The sequence below is a fragment of the Pseudomonas corni genome, from assembly GCF_057128765.1.
On the sequence record NZ_JBSKHW010000002.1, the window covers coordinates 211850 to 232018 of the forward strand.

The 20169-nt window shown below is 59.2% G+C and carries 18 protein-coding genes and 2 pseudogenes; 5 read left to right on the top strand and 15 right to left on the bottom strand.

What is annotated here, in order from left to right:
• Positions 1 to 107: 107 nt before the first annotated feature.
• From fdhA to glyA, 7 genes are all read right to left on the bottom strand, one after another.
• Positions 108 to 1307, bottom strand: a complete 1200-nt coding sequence (gene fdhA, locus ACWKV9_RS04545; RefSeq protein ID WP_483834903.1) for a formaldehyde dehydrogenase, glutathione-independent — start codon at positions 1305 to 1307, stop codon at positions 108 to 110.
• Between the two features lie 186 nt (positions 1308 to 1493).
• Complete coding sequence (gene purU / locus ACWKV9_RS04550; protein WP_483834904.1) at positions 1494 to 2351, bottom strand: formyltetrahydrofolate deformylase; 858 nt, start codon at positions 2349 to 2351, stop codon at positions 1494 to 1496.
• A 115-nt stretch (positions 2352 to 2466) separates the two neighbouring features.
• Positions 2467 to 3099 (bottom strand): sarcosine oxidase subunit gamma, encoded by a 633-nt coding sequence (locus ACWKV9_RS04555; RefSeq protein ID WP_483834905.1) that lies wholly within the window; start codon positions 3097 to 3099, stop codon positions 2467 to 2469.
• Positions 3100 to 3238: 139 nt separating this feature from the next.
• Entirely contained in the window at positions 3239 to 6259 is a 3021-nt protein-coding gene (locus tag ACWKV9_RS04560) for a sarcosine oxidase subunit alpha (RefSeq protein WP_483834906.1), read from the bottom strand.
• Positions 6256 to 6570, bottom strand: coding sequence for a sarcosine oxidase subunit delta (locus ACWKV9_RS04565; RefSeq protein WP_483834907.1), 315 nt, complete (start codon positions 6568 to 6570; stop codon positions 6256 to 6258). The genes ACWKV9_RS04560 and ACWKV9_RS04565 overlap by 4 nt, the downstream gene beginning before the upstream one ends.
• 20 nt (positions 6571 to 6590) lie before the next feature.
• Positions 6591 to 7841, bottom strand: coding sequence for a sarcosine oxidase subunit beta family protein (locus ACWKV9_RS04570; RefSeq protein WP_032628141.1), 1251 nt, complete (start codon positions 7839 to 7841; stop codon positions 6591 to 6593).
• A 15-nt stretch (positions 7842 to 7856) separates the two neighbouring features.
• Positions 7857 to 9110: a serine hydroxymethyltransferase gene (gene glyA, locus ACWKV9_RS04575; protein ID WP_483834908.1), complete on the bottom strand. Its 1254-nt coding sequence runs from the start codon at positions 9108 to 9110 to the stop codon at positions 7857 to 7859.
• Between the two features lie 586 nt (positions 9111 to 9696).
• On the opposite strand from glyA, the gene ACWKV9_RS04580 reads away from it, so the two are divergent.
• On the top strand, positions 9697 to 10431 hold the full coding sequence (locus ACWKV9_RS04580) for a hypothetical protein (RefSeq protein WP_483834909.1): 735 nt from the start codon (positions 9697 to 9699) through the stop codon (positions 10429 to 10431).
• Positions 10432 to 10441: 10 nt separating this feature from the next.
• Here ACWKV9_RS04580 and ACWKV9_RS04585 read toward each other — a convergent pair.
• The 3 genes and pseudogenes from ACWKV9_RS04585 to ACWKV9_RS04595 form a co-directional block, all read right to left on the bottom strand.
• Positions 10442 to 10543, bottom strand: a pseudogene (locus tag ACWKV9_RS04585) (hypothetical protein); the annotation flags it as partial.
• A gap of 265 nt (positions 10544 to 10808) precedes the next feature.
• On the bottom strand, positions 10809 to 12026 hold the full coding sequence (gene alaC, locus ACWKV9_RS04590) for an alanine transaminase (protein WP_483834910.1): 1218 nt from the start codon (positions 12024 to 12026) through the stop codon (positions 10809 to 10811).
• 199 nt (positions 12027 to 12225) lie between these two features.
• On the bottom strand, positions 12226 to 12972 hold the full coding sequence (locus ACWKV9_RS04595) for a TraX family protein (RefSeq protein WP_483834911.1): 747 nt from the start codon (positions 12970 to 12972) through the stop codon (positions 12226 to 12228).
• Between the two features lie 114 nt (positions 12973 to 13086).
• Between ACWKV9_RS04595 and ACWKV9_RS04600 the strand changes: the two genes are divergently transcribed.
• A complete protein-coding gene (locus ACWKV9_RS04600; protein ID WP_483834912.1) occupies positions 13087 to 14127 on the top strand; it encodes a threonine aldolase family protein in 1041 nt (346 codons plus the stop codon).
• Positions 14128 to 14273: 146 nt separating this feature from the next.
• Here the strand turns inward: ACWKV9_RS04600 and zapA are convergent, their stop codons facing one another.
• Together zapA and ACWKV9_RS04610 are read right to left on the bottom strand one after the other, a co-directional pair.
• A complete protein-coding gene (gene zapA, locus ACWKV9_RS04605) occupies positions 14274 to 14576 on the bottom strand; it encodes a cell division protein ZapA (RefSeq protein ID WP_483834913.1) in 303 nt (100 codons plus the stop codon).
• The gene (locus ACWKV9_RS04610) at positions 14573 to 14806 is read right to left on the bottom strand and encodes a hypothetical protein (RefSeq protein ID WP_483834914.1); all 234 of its coding nucleotides are present in this window, start codon (positions 14804 to 14806) and stop codon (positions 14573 to 14575) included. The genes zapA and ACWKV9_RS04610 overlap by 4 nt, the downstream gene beginning before the upstream one ends.
• Positions 14807 to 15130: 324 nt before the next feature.
• Here ACWKV9_RS04610 and ACWKV9_RS04615 point away from each other — a divergent pair.
• Both ACWKV9_RS04615 and ACWKV9_RS04620 read left to right on the top strand, forming a co-directional pair.
• Positions 15131 to 15901: pseudogene (locus ACWKV9_RS04615) on the top strand (MCP four helix bundle domain-containing protein); the annotation flags it as partial.
• Positions 15893 to 16756 (top strand): methyl-accepting chemotaxis protein, encoded by an 864-nt coding sequence (locus ACWKV9_RS04620; protein ID WP_483835384.1) that lies wholly within the window; start codon positions 15893 to 15895, stop codon positions 16754 to 16756. The pseudogene ACWKV9_RS04615 and the gene ACWKV9_RS04620, both read left to right, overlap by 9 nt.
• Positions 16757 to 16814: 58 nt before the next feature.
• On the opposite strand, the gene ACWKV9_RS04625 is transcribed toward ACWKV9_RS04620, so the two are convergent.
• Both ACWKV9_RS04625 and ACWKV9_RS04630 read right to left on the bottom strand, forming a co-directional pair.
• Positions 16815 to 17267 (bottom strand): DUF4399 domain-containing protein, encoded by a 453-nt coding sequence (locus ACWKV9_RS04625; RefSeq protein WP_483834915.1) that lies wholly within the window; start codon positions 17265 to 17267, stop codon positions 16815 to 16817.
• Positions 17268 to 17502: 235 nt separating this feature from the next.
• Positions 17503 to 18141: a 2OG-Fe(II) oxygenase gene (locus ACWKV9_RS04630; protein WP_483834916.1), complete on the bottom strand. Its 639-nt coding sequence runs from the start codon at positions 18139 to 18141 to the stop codon at positions 17503 to 17505.
• Positions 18142 to 18336: 195 nt separating this feature from the next.
• Between ACWKV9_RS04630 and ACWKV9_RS04635 the strand changes: the two genes are divergently transcribed.
• Positions 18337 to 19083, top strand: coding sequence for a hypothetical protein (locus ACWKV9_RS04635; RefSeq protein WP_483834917.1), 747 nt, complete (start codon positions 18337 to 18339; stop codon positions 19081 to 19083).
• A 102-nt stretch (positions 19084 to 19185) separates the two neighbouring features.
• On the opposite strand, the gene bipL is transcribed toward ACWKV9_RS04635, so the two are convergent.
• Positions 19186 to 20127 carry a phospholipase BipL gene (gene bipL / locus ACWKV9_RS04640; RefSeq protein ID WP_483834918.1) on the bottom strand — a complete coding sequence of 314 codons (942 nt, stop codon included), beginning with the start codon at positions 20125 to 20127 and terminating at the stop codon, positions 19186 to 19188.
• Positions 20128 to 20169 lie beyond the last annotated feature (42 nt).

Here is a 20169-nt window from a genome sequence, read left to right on the forward strand (position 1 = left end):
AAAGATTCCCTTCCAACTTGCGGAAACCCCCTACAACCTTGGGTCTACATACTTACGCGGATACAAAAAAGGGCGACCTCAGTCGCCCTTCTGTCCTGCGTTAGCCGTTACGCCGCGCTGAACAGTTTGTGTGGATCGATCACGAATTTCTTCGGTACGCCTGCATCGAATTCGCCGTAACCGCGCGGTGCGTCATCAAGGGTGATGACTTCGACACCGACGACGTCGGCAATGTTGATACGGTCCCACATGATCGCCTGCATCAGCTGGCGGTTGTACTTCATGACCGGAGTCTGGCCGGTGTGGAAGCTGTGGGATTTGGCCCAGCCCAGGCCGAAGCGAATGCTCAGACTACCCATTTTGGCGGCAGCATCGATAGCGCCTGGGTCTTCAGTCACGTACAGGCCCGGAATACCGATCTTGCCTGCCACACGCACCACGCCCATCAGCGAGTTGAGCACGGTCGCAGGCGCTTCGGCCTTGACGCCATCGTGACCGTGGCCGCGCGCTTCGAAGCCCACGGCGTCTACGGCGCAATCCACTTCAGGCTCGCCCAGCAATGCGGCGATCTGCTCGTGCAGCGGGGTGTCTTTGGACAGGTCGGCGATTTCAAAACCTTGAGCCTTGGCATGGGCCAGACGCACAGGGTTGACGTCACCGACGATGACAACGGCAGCGCCCAACAGCCGCGCCGACGCAGCCGCAGCCAGACCCACCGGGCCAGCGCCTGCGATGTAAACGCTGCTGCCCGGGCCGACGCCCGCGGTCACAGCACCGTGATAACCGGTTGGCAGGATGTCGGACAGGCAAGTGAGGTCGCGAATCTTCTCCATCGCTTTGTCGCGATCAGGCAGTTTGAGCAGGTTGAAGTCGGCGTACGGCACCAACACATATTCAGCCTGACCGCCGACCCAGTCGCCCATATCGACGTAACCATAGGCGCCACCGGGACGAGCCGGATTGACGGTCAGGCAGACGCCCGTGTGCTGCTCTTTGCACGAGCGGCACAAGCCGCATGCGACGTTGAACGGGACGGAGACCAGATCGCCGATCTTGAGGTTTTCGACGCCGGTGCCCATTTCAATCACTTCACCGGTGATTTCATGGCCCAGAACCAGACCCACCTGGGCAGTCGTGCGACCGCGCACCATGTGTTGGTCCGAGCCGCAGATGTTGGTGGAAACTACACGCAGGATGACCCCGTGCTCGATCTTCTTGCCGCGCGGGTCCTGCATTTTGGGATAGTCGATTTTCTGCACTTCGACCTTGCCAGCGCCGAGATACACCACACCACGATTACCAGACATGCATGTCACCTCTTTATTTGTTGTTGTAGAAGAGAGTGGATCAATCAAATCCTGTAGGAGCGCGCTTGCCCGCGATATGCATTACGCGGTGTTGCAGACAGACCTCGCCATCCTTCATCGCGGGCAAGCGCGCTCCTACAGGACATTGCAGACCGTTGGAGCGGAGCTTGCCCGCGAAGGTTTTCATCAAAGCACAACCGTTCTGTTGGCGTTCAAGAACACCCGCCGTTCAATGTGATACCCCACTGCCCTCGCCAACGTCAGGCCCTCGATGTCGCGGCCTTTGGCAATCAGGTCTTCGGGGTAATGGCTGTGATCGACCGCCTCGACGCCCTGCGCAATGATCGGACCTTCATCCAGATCGTTGTTGATGTAATGCGCCGTCGCGCCGACCAGTTTCACGCCTTTGTTGTAGGCCTGGTGATACGGCTTGGCGCCCTTGAACCCCGGCAGCAACGAGTGATGAATATTGATCGCCTTGCCATCGAGCTTGCGGCATAGGTCCGGGGACAGCACTTGCATGTAGCGCGCAAGCACCACCAGCTCGGCGCCAGACTCCTCGATCACCTGCCAGACCTTCGCCTCTTGCGACGGCTTGTCGTTGGGATCGAGAGGGAAATGGTAGTAGGGAATTTCGTGCCAGCGTGCCAAAGGTTCGAGATCGGGGTGATTGGACACCACGGCGACCACGTCCATGGACAGTTGATTGATGCGCTGGCGGTAGAGCAAGTCGTTGAGGCAGTGATCGGCTTTGGAGACCATGATCACCACTTTTGGCCGGTAGTTCGGCGCCGTCAGCTCGAAAATCATGCCAAAGGCCTGGCCTCGTTCAGCCAAACCCGCCCGGAAAGCTTGCTCGTCGAAGCCGTCGGGCTGACGAAATTCCACACGGATGAAAAAGCGGCTGGACAGCCGATCATCGAACGAATGGTGCTCGGTGACGTAGCAGCCCTGCTCGAACAGGTAGCGCGTCACCGCATCCACCGTGCCCAGTACGCTTGGGCAATCGGCGGTCAAAATCCATGTGTCGGGGGCGCGGCTCATTGAATAGCTCCTGGAAAATAAATGTCCCTGTAGGAGCCAACTTGTTGGCGAGACTGACGACGCGGTGTTTCAGGGACGGCGTCTCGCGAACAAGTTCGCTCCTACAGGGGCGGCATTACGCTTGGATACTGAGGCCATACTCCGCGCTCGCATCCTGCAACCACAGCCACCAGTAATCGGCGAAGCTGCGGCGGATGACCAGTTCCCAGGTTTCTTCGCCGGTCCGGCGGATCACCAGTTGCGACTTGGCGAACACAGTGCCAATCGCTTTGCCCACCGGAAAGCTGTCCGGGTGCACGTCGTAGCTGGTGGATTTCATCAGCACCTCGCGCACCTTCGGGCCTGTCAGTTCGAGCAGCGATTGCCCGCCGCTGACGTTGACGACAGCGATGTGCAAGCCGTCCAGCGCTTCGCGCAGCTTCTGCTCGGCTGCGAACTCTTCGCCGCTCGGCACGATCAGCAGCCACTCATCCGGGCCCAGCCATTGGATCGAGCTTTCGCCACTGACCACCAATGCCAGCGCGCCAGGCAATTCCATACCCAGTGCCTTGTGTACGCCGGCGGCAAAGGCGGCATCGTGACCATTGCCACGAATCGTCAGGTGGCCCAGCAGTTTTTTCTCGCGAATAGTCACGCCAGCATTGGCGCGCCCCTTGCCGACCAGGCTATTGAGGTCAGCGTGAAACAACGGTGACTCGGCTTTCGCGCCGGTCGTTGGCCGTTGTTGGTAAACGTTGGCTGTGGTCATAGAGCACCTTTCCTGAATTCTGTCGTGAACGTAGATTCTATAGGAGCCAACTTGTTGGCGAGGCAGACGACGCGGTTTGTCAGGGCGCCCGCTTCGCGAACAAGTTCGCTCCTACAGAGAAATCACCAGCCCGGCGGGCTTACTCCACGTTCTGCTGCTCGCCTTTCGGATCGAAGAACACCGAGGACACGATTTCGGCTTCGATCACGCTGCCATCCGCCTGCGGTGAGAACACCCGCTCGCCCATGCGCTTCAACCCGCCCTTCACCACACCCATCGCGAACGAATAACCCAGCGAGTTGGCCGCGTAGCTTGAGGTGACGTGACCGACCATGGTCATCGGGATCGACTGTTTAGGGTCGAACACCAGTTGCGCGCCTTCCGGCAGCCACTTGGTCGGATCAATCGGCTTGAGGCCCACCAACTGTTTGCGCTGATCACGCACGCAATCTTCGCGGTTCATGCCGCGCTGGCCGATCCACGAGAACGGCTTGGTGCGGCCGACACACCAGCCCATGTTCAGGTCGTCCGGGGTCATCGAGCCATCAGTGTCCTGACCGACGATGATGAAACCCTTCTCGGCCCGCAGCACGTGCATGGTCTCGGTGCCATACGGCGTCAGGTTGTACTTCTTGCCTGCTTCGATGATTTTTTCCAGAACACCCATGGCGTAGTCGGCCTGGACGTTCACTTCGTAGGAAAGCTCACCGGTAAACGAAATCCGGAACACCCGCGCCGGTACGCCACCGACCAGACCTTCTTTCCAGGTCATGAAGGGGAATGCTTCACGGCCCAGGTCCATGTCGGTCACTTCAGCCAGCAGCTTGCGGCTGTTGGGCCCCGACAAGGTCATGGTCGCGTAATGGTCGGTGACGGAAGTGAAGTACACCTTCAGGTCCGGCCATTCGGTCTGTTGATAGATTTCCAGCCATTGCAGCACGCGAGCGGCGCCGCCTGTGGTGGTGGTCATGATGAAGTGGTTGTCGGCAACGCAGGCGGTCACGCCGTCGTCGAAGACCATGCCGTCTTCTTTGCACATCAGGCCGTAACGCGCCTTGCCCACATCGAGCTTGGTCCAGGCGTTGGTGTAGATGCGGTTGAGGAACTCCCGCGCATCCGGGCCTTGAATGTCGATCTTGCCCAGGGTGGAGGCGTCCAGCAGGCCAACGCTTGCACGCACGGCTTTGCATTCGCGAGCGACTGCCGCGTGGATATCTTCACCGGCTTTGGGGAAGTACCACGGACGTTTCCACTGGCCGACGTCTTCGAACTCGGCGCCATTGCGCACATGCCAGGCGTGCAGCGCGGTGAAGCGCACCGGCTCGAAGATGTGGCCGCAGTGACGACCGGCCACTGCGCCAAAGGTCACCGGCGTGTAGTTGGGGCGGAACATGGTGGTGCCCATTTCCGGGATAGTCACGTTCAGCGAACGGGCCGCGATGGCCAGACCGTTGACGTTGCCCAATTTGCCCTGATCGGTACCGAAACCCAGTGCGGTGTAGCGCTTGACGTGCTCGACCGACTCGAAGCCCTCGCGGGTTGCCAGTTCGATGGCGGCGGCGGTGACGTCGTTCTGCAGGTCGACGAATTGCTTCGGCGCACGGGCAGTGGCTTTATCGTGCGGCACTTGAAACAGCGCCAGCGTCGGTTCTTCAACGCGGCTAAGCGCTTTTGGCAGCACGCCTTCGACCACTTTGAAACCGGCTTCGCTGGCCGCGCGCACGCCGCCTTCAAAACCGTCTGCCAGCGCATCGCCCAACGCGTAAACACCGTTTACGCCGCCGACGCACACGCGTTTCTGCGGTGCTTCGCCCGGTACGAAACCGAGGATGTCTTCACGCCAGACCGGCTTGCCACCCAAGTGCGAGGCCAGGTGAACGATCGGGCTATAGCCACCGGAGCTTGCGATCAGATCGCAATCGAGCCATTCGCCGGGGCTGGTGACTTTGTGGGCTTTGACGTCAATGGCGCAGACACGGGCGGCAGTCACGCGCTTGCTGCCACGGGCTTCGGTCACGGCGCTGCCAGTCAGGATGCGAATCCCTTTGGCGCGCGCTTCTTCAACCAGTGCGCCGCGCGGGTTATGACGGGCATCAGCAATGGCCACCACTTGCAGGCTGGCGTCGAGCCAATCCAAAGCAACGCGGTAGGCGTGATCGTTGTTGGTGGTCAGCACCAGCTTTTTGCCCGGTGCGACGCCGTAACGACGCACGTAGGTGGAAACCGCGCCGGCCAGCATGTTGCCCGGCACGTCGTTGTTGCCGTAGACCAGAGGACGTTCGTGAGTACCGGACGCCAACACCACGCGCTTGGCGCGGACACGGTGCATGCGCTGACGCACCTGACCAATCGGCGCGCGGTCGCCGAGGTGATCGGTCAGACGCTCGTGAATGGTCAGGAAGTTGTGATCGTGATAGCCGTTAACGGTGGCGCGAGGCAGCAGCACCACGTTAGGCAAACCTTTGAGCTCGGCCACGACGGTGGCGACCCATTCAGCGGCTGGCTTGCCGTCCAGGCTTTCGCGGGAGTCCAGCAGACTGCCGCCGAACTCTTCCTGCTCATCGGCCAGGATCACACGAGCGCCGCTGCGTGCAGCCGCCAAAGCAGCCGCCAGACCAGCAGGGCCTGCGCCGACGATCAGCACGTCGCAGTGCTGGTTAAAGTTGTCGTAGGAATCCGGATCGTTTTCAGTCGGCGAACGACCAAGGCCTGCGGCCTTACGGATGTATTTCTCGTACGTCATCCAGAACGATTGCGGGTACATGAAGGTTTTGTAGTAGAAGCCGGGAGGCATCAGCTTGCCGCCAACTTTGCCCAGAATCCCCATCATGTCGGTATTGACGCTCGGCCAGCCGTTGGTGCTGGTGGCGACAAGCCCCGAATACAGCGCTTGCTGGGTCGCACGCACGTTGGGGATCTGCGTGGCTTCGGTGGCGCCGATCTGCAACACCGCGTTCGGCTCTTCGGAACCTGCGGCGAAGATGCCGCGAGGACGCGAATACTTGAAGCTGCGACCAATGATGTCGACGCCGTTGGCCAGCAGGGCTGCGGCCAGGGTGTCGCCTTCAAAGCCTTGGTAAACCTGACCGTTGAAGGTGAAATTCAGCACCTTGCTACGGTCGATGCGGCCGCCATTGGGCAGTCGATTGTTCTGGCTCATACCTTGTCTCCCTTCCCGACTGCCGGCACCTGATTGACGAACTGAGGCTTGGTGCCGATCGGATAGGTTTCGAGAATTTCGTAAGTCACGGTGTCACGCGTGGCGTTGAAGTACTGACGGCAACCGGCCGCGTGAATCCACAGTTCGTGATGCAGGCCACGCGGGTTGTCGCGGAAGAACATGTAGTCGCCCCACTCGGCGTCGGTGCAGGCTGCCGGGTCCAGCGGACGCGGAATGTGAGCCTGACCTGACGCGTGGAATTCCTCTTCGGAGCGCAGTTCGCCACAGTGAGGACAGAAGATGTGCAGCATGGGATTTCTCCTGTAAGTGGTTAGTGAGCGACCGCGGCAGCGCCGTGTTCGTCGATCAACGCGCCGTTGTGGAACCGGTCAATGGAAAACGGTTTCGCCAGTGGGTGCATTTCGCCTTTCGCCAGGCTTGCGGCAAACACGTTGCCCGAGCCCGGTGTGGCTTTGAAACCACCGGTGCCCCAACCGCAGTTGAAGAACATGTTCGGCACGGGCGTCTTGGAAATGATCGGGCAGGCGTCCGGCGTGGTGTCGACGATGCCGCCCCACTGACGGTTCATGCGCACGCGGGACAACACCGGGAACATCTCGACGATGGCCTGAATGGTGTGCTCGATGACCGGGTACGAACCGCGCTGACCGTAGCCGACCCAGCCGTCGATACCGGCGCCGATCACCAGGTCGCCCTTGTCGGACTGGCTGATGTAACCGTGTACGGCGTTGGACATGATCACGCTGTCGATAATCGGTTTGATCGGCTCGGACACCAGCGCTTGCAGCGGGTGGGATTCGATCGGCAGGCGGAAGCCCGCCAGCTTGGCCATGTGACCGGAGTTACCCGCTGTCACGACACCGACGCGCTTGGCGCCAATGAAGCCCTTGTTGGTTTCAACGCCGATGCACACGCCGTTTTCTTTACGGAAACCGGTGACTTCGGTTTGCTGGATCAAATCCACGCCTAACGCATCGGCAGCGCGAGCAAAACCCCAGGCCACGGCGTCGTGACGCGCTACACCGCCGCGACGCTGTACGGTCGCGCCGATGATCGGATAACGGGTGTTTTTCGAGCAGTCCAGGTACGGAATTTCGTCCGCCACTTGCTTGCCGTTGAGCAGTTCACCATCGACGCCGTTGAGGCGGTTGGCACTGACGCGGCGCTCGGAATCACGCATGTCTTGCAGGGTGTGGCACAGGTTGTAAACGCCGCGCTGGGAGAACATGACGTTGTAGTTCAGGTCCTGAGACAGACCTTCCCACAGTTTCATCGCGTGTTCGTACAGGTGAGCGGATTCGTCCCACAGGTAGTTGGAGCGCACGATGGTGGTGTTACGTGCGGTATTGCCGCCGCCCAACCAGCCCTTCTCGACCACGGCCACGTTGGTGATGCCGTGTTCTTTCGCCAGGTAGTACGCCGTCGCCAGACCGTGACCGCCGCCGCCGACGATGACCACGTCGTAGACCTTTTTCGGGGTCGGCGTGCGCCACATGCGCTGCCAGTTTTCGTGGTGGCTGAGGGAGTGTTTCAGAAGGCCGAAGCCTGAGTAATGCTGCATGGTGCTACTCCTGACTCAGCGGTAAACCGGGAAATCGGCGCACAGGGCGGCAACCTGACCGGCCACATTGGCCTCGACATCGGCGTCGCCGAGGTTGTCGAGAATGTCGCAGATCCAGCCGGCCAGCGTGACGCACTGGGTAACTTTGAAGCCGCGCGTGGTGACGGCCGGGGTGCCGATGCGCAGGCCCGAGGTCACGAACGGCGATTGTGGATCGTTGGGTACCGAGTTCTTGTTGACGGTGATGTGCGCGCGACCCAAAGCGGCGTCGGCTTCTTTACCGGTCAAGCCCTGACGGATCAGGCTGACGAGGAACAGGTGATTGTCGGTACCGCCGGACACCACATCAAAACCACGATCGATGAACACTTGCGCCATGGCCTGGGCGTTATCGATCACTTGTTGCTGGTACGCCTTGAACGTCGGCTCCATGGCTTCTTTGAAGCACACGGCCTTGGCGGCGATGACGTGCATCAGCGGGCCGCCCTGACCACCGGGGAACACGGCGGAGTTGAATTTCTTTTCCAGCTCTTCGTTGGCTTTTGCCAGGATCAGACCGCCACGAGGACCGCGCAGGGTTTTGTGAGTGGTGGTGGTCACGACGTCGGCGTACGGCAGCGGGTTCGGGTACAGACCAGCCGCGACCAGACCGGCCACGTGGGCCATGTCGACGAAGAAATAGGCGCCAACCTTGTCAGCGATTTCGCGAAAACGCGGGAAATCCAGAGTTTTGGAGTAAGCCGAGAAGCCGGCGATGATCATTTTCGGCTTGTGCTCGACGGCCAGACGCTCGACTTCGTCGTAATCGATCAGGCCGGTGGTGGTGTCGATGCCGTATTGAACAGCGTTGTAGAGCTTGCCCGAAAAGCTGACTTTGGCGCCGTGGGTCAAGTGACCGCCGTGGGCCAGGCTCATGCCCAGCACGGTGTCGCCTGCATTAAGCAGAGCCAGGTAAACAGCGGCGTTGGCCTGACTGCCGGAGTGCGGCTGGACGTTAGCGTAATCGGCGCCGAACAGTTGCTTGGCGCGGTCGATGGCCAGTTGCTCGACCTTATCGACATGCTCGCAACCGCCGTAGTAGCGCTTGCCCGGATAGCCTTCGGCGTATTTGTTAGTCAGGCCGCTACCTTGGGCTTCCATCACGCGCTGGCTGGTGTAGTTCTCCGAGGCGATCAGCTCGATGTGATCTTCCTGACGCTGCTCTTCGGCATTCATCGCCGCCAAGAGTGCGTCGTCGTAACCCTGGATTTGGTCTTGCTTGCTGAACATCGCGGTTCTCCCAGCGGCGGCGCGGCGCCTGACTTATCGGTAGGGCGTGTGGAATGCCCCTTGGCAGCGATGGTATGGCCGACGCCGCCTGCCTAGATGCCTACGGGCGCCACGCAAAGGTTCGTTTACGACATGGGCTGGCGGGGAGGGATAAATGACGAGGCGGCAGGGCCATCTGTAGGAGCGCGCTTGCCCGCGATTGCGGTCTGACAGGCAGCATTGCGGCGTCTGGGTAAATGCTATCGCGGGTAAGCGCGCTCCTACAGGGCATACGTCAGAAACAAAAATCCCCGGTCGAGGCCGGGGATTTTGTGGGGCGAATGTCGCAATCAGACCGATTTCGCCGGCAAATGCCCGTCTGCCATACCGCAACTGACTGGTCGAAAAAAATCAGCTATCAGGTCAAGCGATAAAACCACGGTCAAAACAAACGCATCGCTATATAAAATCAGAACTACTTATTCTGAATAGACACTTCAGACTAACGGCTATGGATACTGTCAGAAGTGACAGTATCCAAACAGCAATGGTGAGGTTATGTTCAGCCCAGGCACAACAGTCATCATGACTTTGGCAGGAGATAACAATGAACACTATTTCAAGCTCACATATTCTGACGCCTGCGTTATGGAAAACGCTTACATCAAAAACCAGCCAACAGTCTTCCGTCATCGAACCACTGCTGCTTCTCTCCCAAGGCGTGTTTCATAATGCAGACGTAAAAGGCTACGTAAAACTAAGGCTCATTCACGAAGTGCTTACTCTCGAAGCGCTTCTGAGCGTATATATCGAGGGCGAGGAAGAACCGCTCTCGGCCAGAATTTCAATCTCCGACGCCAGGCTTTACGGAACCACATCGGACATCATTCATCAGAACGGAGCTTTTTACTCGGTTATTTTCAAGGTGATTTCTTATTCTGAAGGGGTGGCTACTCCTGAAATATATGTATGGGAAGTCCCCCCGATTAAAGAACCTAAAGCCATTGAATCCGACACCCCTCTTTTTCTCTCTAAAGGCTCGACGTTTTATGTCAGCGCGTCCGAAGAAGATATTGTCATGGACAGAACTTTCAGAGTTGCGCTGGATCGCCAAGTCTCGGTCAACATCCGTACGGTAGAAGGACGAAGCTATTCGACAACAGTCGCGGCGTCTGAAGTTGCCCGATACGCAAAACCTGGTGACTATTACGTAGAGAGTGGCACTGATGAACTGTGCATCATCTATGGGGTGACCACTGAGCCGCAACTTGCGTTGACACCGAAGATTAAATACACCCCGATGCCACTAACGCCAAGGTCCCGTCAGGACCTCGGCGTTTGACTCAGAAAGATCAGCTTCGTGGCGCTATCAGTCCGTCCGCTCTGGACATGCCGCGAATGCCACGCACGGCCTGGTAAATGCGGTCCCGGTTTTCGATCAAGGCGAAGCGCACAGCAAGCAATGGTAGGGCGGACCCTGAGGGGCTAGATGCTTAAGGGCACCAAACAAAGGTTTTACGACATGGGCTGGCGGGGAGGGATAAATGACGAGGTGGCAGGGCCATCTGTAGGAGCGCGCTTGCCCGCGATTGCGGTCTGACAGGCAGCATTGCGGCGTCTGGGTAAATGCTATCGCGGGCAAGCGCGCTCCTACAGGGCATACGTCAGAAACAAAAATCCCCGGTCGAGGCCGGGGATTTGATGGGACGAATGTCGCAATCAGACCGATTTGGCTGGCAACTGTCCGTCAGCCCGGAACATGCTCCGAATGCCACGCACGGCCTGGCGAATCCGGTCCTGATTCTCGATCAGCGCGAAACGCACGTGATCGTCGCCATATTCACCAAAACCGACGCCGGGCGAGACACAGACCTTTGCCTCCAGCAGCATTTTCTTGGCGAACTCAAGCGAACCCATAGCGGCGTAGGCTTCGGGAATCTTGGCCCAGACATACATCGACGCTTTTGGGTTTTCGACCATCCAGCCCAATTCATGTAGGCCTTTGACCAGCACGTTGCGACGCTGGCGATACTGCTCGGCAATGTCGAGCACGCATTGCTGATCGCCTTCCAGCGCAGCAATCGCGGCCACTTGCAGCGGCGTAAACGTGCCGTAGTCGTGATAGCTCTTGATCCGCGCCAGTGCGTTGACCAGCTCCGGGTTGCCGACCATGAAGCCGATGCGCCAGCCCGCCATGTTGTAGCTCTTGGACAGGGTGAAGAACTCGACAGCGATGTCCTTGGCGCCCGGCACCTGCATGATCGACGGGGCTTTCCAGCCGTCGTAGACGATATCGGCGTAGGCCAGATCGTGAACCACCAGTACGTCGTACTGCTTGGCGAGCGCCACCACGCGCTCGAAGAAGTCCAGCTCAACGCACTGCGCGGTCGGGTTGGACGGGAAGCCCAAAATCATCATCTTCGGTTTGGGGATCGACCCGCGAATGGCTTTTTCCAGTTCAGCGAAGAAGTCCACACCCGGTATCAGCGGCACCGAGCGCACCTGGGCGCCGGCTATCACCGCGCCATAAATGTGAATCGGGTAGCTGGGGTTCGGTACAAGGACGGTATCGCCCTGATCGAGGGTCGCCAGCATCAAATGCGCCAGGCCCTCTTTAGAGCCGATGGTGACGATGGCTTCGGTTTCGGGGTCGATGTCGATCTCGTAGCGTTTTTTGTACCAACCGGAAATCGCCCGACGCAGACGCGGAATGCCACGCGAAGTCGAGTAGCCGTGAGTGTCTTCACGTTGGGCGACAGTGACCAGTTTTTCGACGATGTGCGGTGGGGTCGGCCCGTCGGGGTTGCCCATGCTCAGGTCGATGATGTCTTCACCACGACGACGCGCGGCCATTTTCAGCTCGGCGGTGATGTTGAAGACGTAAGGAGGGAGTCGATCGATGCGCGCGAAACGGCGCGGCGAAGCGTTGTCAGCCATGTGAGCCTCAGAAACGTAAGCGCCCGGAACCGTCCGAGCGACGCAGGCCACTGCGGTGGCCTGCGCGCAAGATAATGGCGGGGGTGACGGTTTGTCTACGGGAATGTTGGAGGCACTGAGCACCTGTAGGAGCGCGCTTGCCCCGCGAATCAATCTCTGACCTACCACCGAACCCGTGGGAGCGGTGTTCGGCCAAGCCTCAATTCGACAGGAACTCGCGCAATCCCAGCAACAACAAAAAATGCACGGGATAGATCGCATACGCCCAGCGCCGCATCGGCAATACCGCAAACGGAGGCTGCCCGCGCAGCAGCGCAATCCCCAACGCAGGCCCGAGCAGGCAGGCAATCAACGCCCCCACCGAAATCGGATCACCCCATTGCGTGCCATCGATGATCTGCCGCCACGCATTGCTGAACACACAGACCACGCCGGGAAGGATCGCCAGCCAAATGGATCGCCTGAGCACCAGCAAGCACGCCAACGGCAGCAGCACGCCAAAAGCCCCGAACATCAGGTGATCGCTGAACAATACCGCGACCACCAAAGCAGTAGCGCCCAGCACCCGGACCGACAACGCGCGCCCGATCCATCCCTGCGCCACCAACAACCCCAGCGCCAGCGTCGGCAGCACGTTCAGCGTGTAAGCCTCGTCCGTCATGAACAGTCGATACGGCAACTCCGCCACCACCGCGAACACCGCCAGCCACGCTAGATACTTCCACTGCACGCCGGGCTGGACGTCGTTCGTCCGGCTGCGCGCCAGGTTCACCGCGATCGCCAGGCAAAACCACGGAAACGCGAGCCGCCCCGGCACGTACAGCCAATCCGCGTGCCAGCCCACGTAGCGCAGATGGTCCATGACCATGCTCAGCATCGCCAGCCACTTGAGCAGATCCAGCGCCTTGTCGCGCCCTTCCTTCGTCGGGATGTTCGAGTGAGTCATGCTTGTCCTTAACCCGATCTATGAGTGTGCAATGACAACGCTCGATAACAGGGCATGACCGGCACCCCCGTTGTTGGTTAAAGTCGCACCCTATTCGTTTACAGGGAACCGGCCATGACAGACCAAAGCCAGCAGTTTGCCAGCGACAACTATTCGGGCATCTGCCCGGAAGCCTGGGCGGCGATGGAGCAAGCCAACCACGGTCATCAACGCGCTTACGGCGACGATCAATGGACCGCCCGCGCGGCAGATCAATTCCGTCAGTTGTTCGAAACCGACTGCGAAGTGTTTTTTGCCTTCAACGGCACAGCCGCCAACTCCTTGGCCCTTTCATCGCTGTGCCAGAGTTATCACAGCGTCATCTGTTCGGAAACCGCCCACGTCGAAACCGACGAATGCGGCGCGCCGGAGTTCTTTTCCAACGGCTCCAAACTGCTGACCGCCCGCAGCGAGAACGGCAAGCTGACGCCCGACTCGATCCGCGAAGTGGCGCTAAAACGTGCCGATATCCACTATCCCAAACCCCGCGTCGTTACGCTGACCCAAGCCACCGAGGTCGGCAGCGTGTACCAGCCAGACGAGCTGAAAGCCATCAGCGCGACCTGCAAAGAGCTCAATCTGAACCTGCACATGGACGGCGCCCGTTTTGCCAATGCCTGCGCGTACCTGGGCTGCTCACCGGCTGAGCTAACCTGGAAATCCGGGATCGACGTGCTGTGCTTCGGGGGCACCAAAAACGGCATGGCGGTGGGCGAGGCGATTTTGTTCTTCAACCACAAACTGGCCGAGGACTTCGACTACCGCTGCAAGCAGGCAGGGCAACTGGCGTCGAAGATGCGCTTCTTGTCCGCGCCGTGGGTGGGTTTGCTGGAAAACGATGCATGGCTCAAACACGCACGCCACGCCAACAGCTGCGCGCAACTGCTGGCTGAACTGGTGAAGGACATTCCGGGGGTTGAGCTCATGTTCCCAGTGCAGGCCAACGGTGTATTCCTGCAACTGTCGGAAGCGGCCATTGCGGCGCTGACGGCCAAGGGCTGGCGTTTCTACACCTTCATCGGCAACGGCGGCGCGCGCTTCATGTGCTCGTGGGACACCGAAGAAGCCCGTGTACGGGAATTGGCGGCGGATATCCGGACCGTGATGAGCGCCTGACCAAAACGGCACGATTCAAAACCGTGGGAGCGGACCTGTCCGCGAATGCTTAGGTACAGCCGATACATCTGTCTTGGCTGTCCCGACTTCTTCGCGGACAGGTCCGCTCCCACGGTTCGTGGTCAGCAGGGAAATTGGTAAAACCGTTAAACCTGCCCGATCGCCTTCGAAATCACATCAACCGTCGCACTCACTTGCTGCTGGCAGCGCTCCAGCTCTTGGGCGTGCTGTTGCTTCAATTCGACCTGCTTTGAACACAGATTCAGCGCCGCCAGCACCAGCAAGCGGTCGCCGATCAGCGTCGGGTAGTTGCGCTTGGTTTCTGCCAAGGCGGTCTTGAGCATGATCACGGCGTCAGAAAGCGCCTGCTCTTGTCCTTCCGGGGCCTTGATCGAGTAGTCGTTGCCCAGAATGGAAACGACGTTCACCCCTTCTTCATTGATGATCATGCGCTGACGGCGTTAACGCCGGTTGCGCGGTCGACCAGCGCCTGAATGCGCGCGGCAGTGGCGCCATGCTTGTCTTCCTGTTCCATCAGGCTCAGCTGCAGGCTGTCGTTGTCATCCTTGGCTTGCGCCAATTCGGTGGCGAGTTGTGCGTTCGTGGTTTGTAGCGCCTGATTCTGCTGTACCAGGTCGCCGACAAGTTGTTCCAACTGGCTTAGGGATGCTTCCAACATTTTGAATTCTCAAGCAAATTTCAACGGGCGCGTACGATAAAGAAAAGACGCTGTTCACACCAGAACCATCGGGGATTAGGCCCCAGGCATTACTCCGGCCATTCAGCGCCGTTCAATCTTCAGTGACGAAAACGCATAAGGGCCCTGTTGACTGCGTTTTTGGCATCTTGTTCCTGCTGTTCGTCAGACCGTGACAAAAGCGCACACCCTGCCAATGCGCGCAAACCAGAGCTCAAGAGTTTCGCTGCATGACCGATAGGTAGAGCAATTCCCGGTTTCTCTTTGCCCCGCCGCATGGAACGCGCGCTCCTTTCAGGTACTGACATGTCTCTGCGTAATATCAATATCGCGCCCCGTGCGTTCCTCGGGTTTTCCATCATCGGCCTGCTGATGCTGGTCCTCGGCGTGTTCGCGCTGACCCAGATGAGCAAAATCAACGACGCTACCGACCGGATTGCGCTTAATACCGTGCCGAGCATCAAGAGCATCGACAAACTCACCGAGGCGAGCATTCGCTTGCGTGTGCTGTCTTACCGGCTGTTGCTCAATCGCGAAGAAAGTACTGTTCAGAAAACTCTCGAGTTGCTGAGCACGCGTAACCGCCAGATCGACGAGGCGCAGAACAACTACGTCAAGCTGATTGACGGTCCGGACGAAAAAGCTGCCTACGACCAGTACGTGTCCTTGCTCGCCGAGTATCGTCAGCTGGAAAGCCAGATGAAGTCCCTGAGCCAGGCCAACAAACTGGACGAACTCGCCAATCTGCTGAACGTCGGTTTGCAAAACAATTCGGACCAGATGAACACCGTGCTGGCCAAGCTGGTTGAGATCAACACTCAACAGATGAACGAAGCCAACAAGGCTGCAACTGATCAATACGCCAGCGCTTTCAACATGGTCGTAGGGCTGCTGATCGTCGCAACCATCCTGACCATGCTGTTTGCCTGGTTGCTGACCAAGAGCATCACCCAGCCTATTGCCGCGGCTTTGAACGCCGCCGAAGAAATTGCCGAAGGCGACCTGACACGCACTATCAAGGCCGACGGCACCGACGAAGCGGGCCGTCTGCTGGCCGCAATGCTGAAGATGCAATCCAAACTGCGCGACACCCTGCAGCGCATTTCCGGCTCTGCCACGCAACTGGCTTCGGCGGCTGAAGAGCTGAACGCGGTGACTGACGAAAGCGCACGCGGCCTGTCACAGCAGAACAATGAAATCGAGCAAGCCGCCACTGCAGTCAATCAGATGACCAGCGCCGTGGAAGAAGTCGCACGTAACGCGGTGAGCACTTCCGAAGCGTCGAAAAACGCCACCTCCTCTGCCAGCGATGGCCGTGATCTGGTTCAGGAAACGGTCGGCGCCATCGAACGCATGAGCGGCGACGTGCAAAGCACCGCCACACTGATCGGCAATCTGGCCGAGGAATCTCGCGACATCGGCAAGGTGCTGGACGTGATTCGTGGTCTGGCCGATCAGACCAACCTGCTGGCCCTCAACGCTGCCATCGAAGCAGCCCGCGCCGGTGAAGCCGGTCGCGGTTTTGCAGTAGTGGCCGATGAAGTCCGCGCTCTGGCTCATCGTACTCAGCAATCGACCAGCGAAATCGAACGCATGATCGGCAGCATTCAGGGCGGCACTGAACAGGCTGTCAACTCGATGCGCAGCAGCACCGAGCGCGCCGAATCAACCCTGAACATCGCCAAAGGCGCTGGCCTGGCTTTGGACACCATCAACGTGGCAGTGGTTGAAATCAACGAGCGCAATCTGGTGATCGCCAGTGCAGCCGAAGAGCAGGCGCAAGTCGCCCGCGAAGTGGATCGCAATCTGGTCAACATCCGCGATCTGTCGGCGCAATCGGCTACCGGCGCGAATCAGACCACCGCCGCAAGCAACGAACTGGCGCGCCTGGCAGTGGACTTGAACGGAATGGTCTCGCGGTTTCGCCTGTAACGCTTGAGCAGAGGCCGCCAGGTGCGGCCTCTTTACGAACGGCGTTGGCGGAGCGCGATTACTTCACGGTGATTGTGATTTTCTGGGACTCCACCGGCGGGTTCAGCGGGACGTGATTCTTGTCACCGACGAGCAATTGCAAGGTGTGCTGTCCGGGCGTAAGGGTCAGCTCGGTCTCCGTCTGGCCCTTGCCGAAGTGGCGAATGTTGTCAGTGGTTGGTAGCGGCGCGTCCATGGCGGGCTGATCTTTCACGTCGATCAGGAGATGGTGGTGGCCGGTATCAGGCATGTCGACTCCGGCTGGCGCAACGCCCATGCCCTTGAGGCCGAACTGCACTTTGAACGTCCCGTTCAGGGTCGCGCCGTCTTTGGGGGAGATGATGTACACCTCAGCACCCGCTGGCGACGCAGTGCGCGGAACATCCGCCGCCTGCGCCGTGAACGCAGCACCGATTAGCGCAGAGCCAAGCAGCAAGCCAGCGATGGCAGGTTTGGCAAATAGGGCTTTCATGGTTTCTCCAGGTTTTTTCGGCTAAGTCGCTCCCTTCACCTTAGCCGGGTCCTGAAGATGCGTTTCTGAAAAAGGTTTCATGTTGGACGGACCACAGATCGTCCGTCGTCCTGACGCCGCGATATCGCCAACGCTGAACCCTGTAGGAGCGAACTTGTTCGCGAGCCGGTGTTTCAGTCGACGCATCTCTCGCCAACAAGTTGGCTCCTACAGAAACACACGCCGCGTCGATCACTCACAACTCAAACGGCTCTGTCCCGCGCCTGCGAAACCACCCGGTCAAGGACAATCGGTCACGGGTTGCGGGCAGGACTTCGTGGGGGATATCGCCGGAAAGAAATACCACCAAACAACCACCTGTAGGCTGAACGTGGTGCTCCACGCCGTCTTCCAGGTACATGCGCAAATGCCCGCCATGCTCGGGCAACCAGGCATCATTCAAATACAACACCGCCGACAGCATGCGTTTGTCATCGTCACGAAAACGGTCGACGTGCTTGAGGTAGAACGCACCGGGCGGGTACATCGCAAAATGGCTCTCGTAATCTTCCAGCCCCAGAAACAACCCGCGATTGAGCGCCAGCCTCAGGGTGTCCATCAGCGCCAGATAACGATCACAGGGCTCAGCTTGTCCGGGTTCGATCCACTGAATGTGGTCGCCGCGAATACCTTCGCGCACTTCCTGCAACAGTCCGCGCCCGACCGATGCGGGCGCAAGTTCGCCTTCGGCTGCGCGCTTGCGGCATTCGAGCGCCAGCTCACGGGTCAGGCTTTCGGGCAAGAAGATGTCCTGCTGCGACCAGCCGCGCTGGGCTACATCGTCAACGATTCGTAACAGCAGCGGGTGATCAAGGAGTATTTGCATGGGCCGCATAGTATCCGTACGCCAATTAATCGGACAGAGCCTGCTCTCTGCACGGCAACGAAATATCCCGGATGTTTAAACAGCCAATGACGTTATCAACGAAGGATTCGCGAACACATTGATTTTCGTGGGGTCTGGGCAACTGTTAACTCGACAAATCCCCGCCGCGCCACTGAGAATAGCGGCCTGCCGACAGGAGTCTTTATGCGCCGTTTGTTTTTCTTGCTGCTGATGTTCTGCACGATGCCCGCTTGGGCAGACAGCCACGACCAGTTATATAAGGTCGCGGGCTGGCCAGAACAGCGCGCGCATTTTAACGACGCCCTGAAAGCCGCCCAGCAGCGTTATAAAAACAGCCTGCCGCCTGCTGTGTTTGACGCGTTGGTCAGTAACAGCAACCAGCGCTTTTCGCCTCAGGCGATGGATCAACGGGCCGAGCAAAAGCTGCGTCAAATCCTGGAGGACCCAGCCCCCGCGCTGCTGTTTTTTCAGTCCCCGCTGGGACGCAAGATCGTCAATGCCGAGCTGACCGCCACCCGTTCCGATCAACTGGCGAAAAACGCTCAGGGTCTGCCGAAGATGCAGGTGAGTGACAGCCGTCAGTTGATCATCGGCCACCTGGCCCAAGCCCTCCCCGCCAAAGAAGCAGGCGCTGAAGTAAGCCTGGCCATCGCCGGTGTGGCGGCCGACAGCTTGAGCTCGATGATTCCAGGATTGATGGGCATTGGCGGTGGTCAGGCGCAAGGCATGCTCGACGGTCAACGCCAACGACTGATGGCGCAGATCGCCCAAGACATGAACAACACGCTGCTCTACGTCTACCGCGACCTTACCGACCCCGAGCTGGACGAATTCGCCAGCTTCGCCGAATCCCCTCAGGGCAAAGCCTACTACCAAGCCGCCCTGGCCTCGATCCGCGCAGGATTGGCCGTGGGACAAAACGGCAATTGATGCACGCCCATCTGTAGGAGCGAACTTGTTCGCGAGACGCCCCGGCTGCCATCCGATCGTCTCGCCAACAAGTTGGCTCCTATAGAAATAACACTAACTCCCTCACCCCATCCGTTGCGTCAGATACTCAAAAAACCGTGCGCGGATTTCCGGGGATTCGTTGGCCAGGTGATGCCGTGCTTCGGGGATCATTAACACGCGGGGCTCGGTGAATTTGGCGTTGAGCACGCTCAGGTTATGCGCCCAATCCACCGTCATGTCGGCCTCACCCTGAATGATCAATGGACTGCGCTCACTGCGTGGGGCAGCTTCGATGCGGGTGATCCACTTGGCGAGGGCGCCGACCCATGCAGTGGGCAGCCGACGCGGTTGCAGCGGATCGGTCAGCAGAAACGGCAGGAAATCCGGAGCATTGGAGTTCTCACTGAAACGCCGCTCGATGCCTTTGACGAAGGGACGCAACAGGTAATAGCTGAGTTTCGACCAACCCCATGCCCGAGGGCGCACCAGCGGCGCCAGCAGGATGGTTTCTCCTTGCGCCGGGCTCGACGTGCCGCGATTTAACAGGTGGTCGACGACAATCGCCCCACCGGTACTTTGCCCGCACAGGTGCCAGGGCTTGGGCAGCGCCAGCGTGTCCGCTTCGACAAACAGACGCTCCAGGACCACCTGATATTCGGCAAAATCCCGGATGCTCGCCCGGCTGCCGCTCGACAAGCCGTGGCCTGGGAGATCACAGGCGATCACCGCAAAACGCTGCGCCAACGCCCACTCGATGACGTGACGATACAGCGCCATGTGGTCGTAAAACCCGTGCATCAAAACTAGCGTCGCGACCGGCTTATCAGGCGTCCACAGCTGGGTAACGATTTCGTAACCACCGACATCGAAGCGCCCTAATCGGCTGCTGACCATGCCGTCACGCAGAAGCGGCTCCAACCCGTAAAAGCCCTGATAAGCCCGGCCCTCTTCGGACAACGGCTGCATCGCGGCCAGAGTGTGCAAGCTGTCGCGCAGGCGATCGGGGTCGAACAACTGAGACATCGGTATTCCAGGTCAAAAAAGTAAATAGTTATGCAGGACGGC

Coding starts and splice junctions, on each gene's coding strand:
- ACWKV9_RS04630 (WP_483834916.1), bottom strand. CDS start 18,141: ATGCGGCCCATGCAAATACTCCTTGATCACCCGCTGCTGTTACGAATC.
- purU (WP_483834904.1), bottom strand. CDS start 2,351: ATGAGCCGCGCCCCCGACACATGGATTTTGACCGCCGATTGCCCAAGC.
- ACWKV9_RS04595 (WP_483834911.1), bottom strand. CDS start 12,972: ATGACTCACTCGAACATCCCGACGAAGGAAGGGCGCGACAAGGCGCTG.
- ACWKV9_RS04610 (WP_483834914.1), bottom strand. CDS start 14,806: ATGTTGGAAGCATCCCTAAGCCAGTTGGAACAACTTGTCGGCGACCTG.
- ACWKV9_RS04580 (WP_483834909.1), top strand. CDS start 9,697: ATGAACACTATTTCAAGCTCACATATTCTGACGCCTGCGTTATGGAAA.
- ACWKV9_RS04570 (WP_032628141.1), bottom strand. CDS start 7,841: ATGCAGCATTACTCAGGCTTCGGCCTTCTGAAACACTCCCTCAGCCAC.
- ACWKV9_RS04600 (WP_483834912.1), top strand. CDS start 13,087: ATGACAGACCAAAGCCAGCAGTTTGCCAGCGACAACTATTCGGGCATC.
- ACWKV9_RS04560 (WP_483834906.1), bottom strand. CDS start 6,259: ATGAGCCAGAACAATCGACTGCCCAATGGCGGCCGCATCGACCGTAGC.
- bipL (WP_483834918.1), bottom strand. CDS start 20,127: ATGTCTCAGTTGTTCGACCCCGATCGCCTGCGCGACAGCTTGCACACT.
- alaC (WP_483834910.1), bottom strand. CDS start 12,026: ATGGCTGACAACGCTTCGCCGCGCCGTTTCGCGCGCATCGATCGACTC.
- fdhA (WP_483834903.1), bottom strand. CDS start 1,307: ATGTCTGGTAATCGTGGTGTGGTGTATCTCGGCGCTGGCAAGGTCGAA.
- ACWKV9_RS04620 (WP_483835384.1), top strand. CDS start 15,893: ATGCAATCCAAACTGCGCGACACCCTGCAGCGCATTTCCGGCTCTGCC.
- ACWKV9_RS04565 (WP_483834907.1), bottom strand. CDS start 6,570: ATGCTGCACATCTTCTGTCCTCACTGTGGCGAACTGCGCTCCGAAGAG.
- ACWKV9_RS04555 (WP_483834905.1), bottom strand. CDS start 3,099: ATGACCACAGCCAACGTTTACCAACAACGGCCAACGACCGGCGCGAAA.
- zapA (WP_483834913.1), bottom strand. CDS start 14,576: ATGATCATCAATGAAGAAGGGGTGAACGTCGTTTCCATTCTGGGCAAC.
- ACWKV9_RS04635 (WP_483834917.1), top strand. CDS start 18,337: ATGCGCCGTTTGTTTTTCTTGCTGCTGATGTTCTGCACGATGCCCGCT.
- ACWKV9_RS04625 (WP_483834915.1), bottom strand. CDS start 17,267: ATGAAAGCCCTATTTGCCAAACCTGCCATCGCTGGCTTGCTGCTTGGC.
- glyA (WP_483834908.1), bottom strand. CDS start 9,110: ATGTTCAGCAAGCAAGACCAAATCCAGGGTTACGACGACGCACTCTTG.